Source organism: Mesorhizobium sp. M7A.F.Ca.CA.002.15.2.1, assembly GCF_003998715.1.
GTDB classification, from domain to species: domain Bacteria; phylum Pseudomonadota; class Alphaproteobacteria; order Rhizobiales; family Rhizobiaceae; genus Mesorhizobium; species Mesorhizobium ciceri.
In genome coordinates this window covers 1-2571 of record NZ_RZPI01000744.1, presented here as the reverse complement: position 1 = coordinate 2571, position 2571 = coordinate 1, and the positions used below count along the sequence as shown (strand labels likewise).

Below are 2571 nucleotides of genomic sequence, written 5' to 3'. Positions count from 1 at the left end.
ATTCTGCAAAGCGTTGTCGGTCAGGTCCTTCTTCTCGCCGCGCTGCGGCACGGAGATTGCGTCCTTGCGGCCGGCGCGGGTGGAGAGCGCCTCGGCCAGCAATTCCTGATCCTCGACGCCATGCGACAGAAGAATGTTCCGCGGCGTCGGCTTGTCGTCATAGAACTGCGCCAGGAACGAGCCCAGCACCTCGGCTGCTTCCAACGCCGGATCGGCCTTGGGGAAATAGGCGCGGTTGCCCCAGTTCTGGCCGGTGCGGAAAAAGAACACCTGGATACAGACCTGGCCGCCTTCCTGATGGATGGCGAAGACATCGGCTTCGTCGACGGTCGCCGGATTGATGCCCTGGTGGCTCTGCACATGCGACAGGGCCGCCAACCGGTCGCGATAGATCGCGGCGCGCTCGAAATCGAGAGCTTCCGACGCTTGCTGCATGGCGGCCGAGATTTCCGTCTTCACCTTCTGGCTGCGGCCGGACAAGAAGTCCTTCGCCTCATTGACCAGCTCGGCATAGTCCTGGTGCGAGACCTCGCCGGTGCAGGGACCGGCGCAGCGCTTGATCTGATAAAGCAGGCATGGCCGCGTGCGGTTCTCGTAGAACGAGTTGGTGCAACTGCGCAGCAGAAAGGCGCGCTGCAGCGAGTTGATGGTGCGGCCAACGGCACCGGCCGAAGCAAAGGGACCGAAATAATCGCCTTTGCGCGAGCGCGCGCCGCGATGCTTGTAGATGCCCGGCGAGACATGGTCGCCGGTCAAGAGGATATAGGGAAACGACTTGTCGTCGCGCATCAGGACGTTGAATCGCGGCCGCAAGCGCTTGATAAGATTGGCTTCGAGCAGCAGCGCTTCGATCTCGGTGCGGGTGACGACGAACTCCATCGTCGACGTTTCGCGCACCATGCGGCCGATGCGGGTGGTGTGGAAGCGGCCTTGCGCGTAGTTGGTGACGCGCTTCTTCAGGCTGCGTGCCTTGCCGACATAGAGCACATCGCCGGCAGCGTTCATCATGCGGTAGACGCCGGGCGCGTTGGGCAGCCGCTTGACCAGCGTCTGGATCACCTCGGCGCCGATCATGCCTTCCGCGTCGCCGGCATGCGGCGTCCAGTCGATGGCGGTGAAGGCGACATCGGGACCGACGGTTTCAACGATTTCCTCGACCGCCTCGTCCTCGAGGTCGATATCGGGGGGCAGATCGTCGGTGCCGCCGCGCGGCTTGCTTTTGTGGTCTACAGGACTCATTCCGTCATGCCTGTCACATCGGGCGTCTGCCACGCAAGATGCTGGCCGCCATCAAGCGCGATCATCTGGCCGGTGACCGAGCGCGCTTCCCAGAGATAGCGGATAGTGGCGCCGAATTCCGGCAATTCCGGGCCGCGCTTGAGGATCAAGCCATCGACTTGGGCTGCAAAATCGCTGTCGTCCTGACGCGCGTTCTTCAATGTCGGCCCCGGGCCGATGGCATTGACGCGGACGCGGGGACCGAGCGCTTGCGCCATCATCTGGGTGGCTGTCCACAGCGTCGATTTGGACAGTGCATAGGAGAAGTAGCGCGGCGTCGGCCGCCAGACGCGCTGGTCTATCATGTTGACGATCAGGCCCTCCTGCCCTGCCGGTAGTGCCCGGGCGAAATTCTGCGCCAGGAGCGCGGGCGCTTTCACATGGACGGCAAAGTGCCGGTCCCAGGCCCGCCAGTCGAAATCCAGAACCGAATCGTCCTCGAACAGCGACGCGTTGTTGACCAGCAGCGAGAGCGGCCCGAGCGCTGCTTGCGCCTCGCCGATAAGGTCATCGATGGCGTCCATATCGGTCAGGTCGGCGGCGACCACTGCGGCGCGGCCACCTCCGGCGATGATTTCGGCAGCCAACGCATCGGCCTCGCTGCGCGAGCGGTTGCAATGGATGGCGACGGCAAAACCGTGCGCGGCGAGATCCTCGACGATCGCCCTGCCGATCCGCCTGGCCCCGCCCGTCACCAGCGCCGTGACAGTGGCTTTGCTCATATGGTGTCAATCCTCAATTTCGGCCCGAAAAAGCAGTGCCGGCGAAATATGGCCCGGCATGCGTTAAATGGTGTTCGCACCTTGGGCAGCATTGTGGCGAAACGGCCGTTTGGGCATCTTGGCCCGCCCTGGACTCAGGCGTGCCCGACCGCAATATAGGGTGCTGGAGTCCTTGCACCAAGCGGTGTGCAGCGCAGCACCGGATGGTTCCTGCCATTTCGCTGTTGCGAAGATGCAACGTCAAGGTTCTGCCTCATTTGCGCCGGGGAATGACCCAAGTTCAGGTTCGCTTCAGCCGCATTTTGACACGACATTTGGAACCGACGAACGCCAGATCCGTTTCCCCCCCGGACGGGTCGATGGCGATCGTGAGAAACAAGCCTGTGTCCTGTGGCTTAAGGAGTAAAGAACAATGCAAGCCAATCTCAAATTCGCACGGCCGCTGGCCGTTGCGCTCGGGCTCTTCGCCCTCAGCGGAACTGCCTATGCTGCTGACGTGGTTTCGGAAGAGCCGCCGGCACCTGCGCCGATCGCTGAACTTCCCGTCGCTTCGTGGGCCGGCCCCTACGCC

2 protein-coding genes and 1 pseudogene are annotated in these 2571 nt (G+C 63.0%); 1 reads left to right on the top strand and 2 read right to left on the bottom strand.

Annotated features, from left to right (window positions below):
* The coding region (uvrC, locus tag ENZ74_RS28570) for an excinuclease ABC subunit UvrC (protein WP_127313170.1) at nt 1–1239 on the bottom strand (1239 nt) is incomplete at its 3' end.
* The gene (locus ENZ74_RS28565) at nt 1236–2000 is read right to left on the bottom strand and encodes an SDR family oxidoreductase (RefSeq protein WP_013532482.1); all 765 of its coding nucleotides are present in this window, start codon (nt 1998–2000) and stop codon (nt 1236–1238) included. The genes uvrC and ENZ74_RS28565, both read right to left, overlap by 4 nt.
* Nucleotides 2001–2412: 412 nt before the next feature.
* On the opposite strand from ENZ74_RS28565, the pseudogene ENZ74_RS35405 reads away from it, so the two are divergent.
* Nucleotides 2413–2571: pseudogene (locus ENZ74_RS35405) on the top strand (porin family protein); the annotation flags it as partial.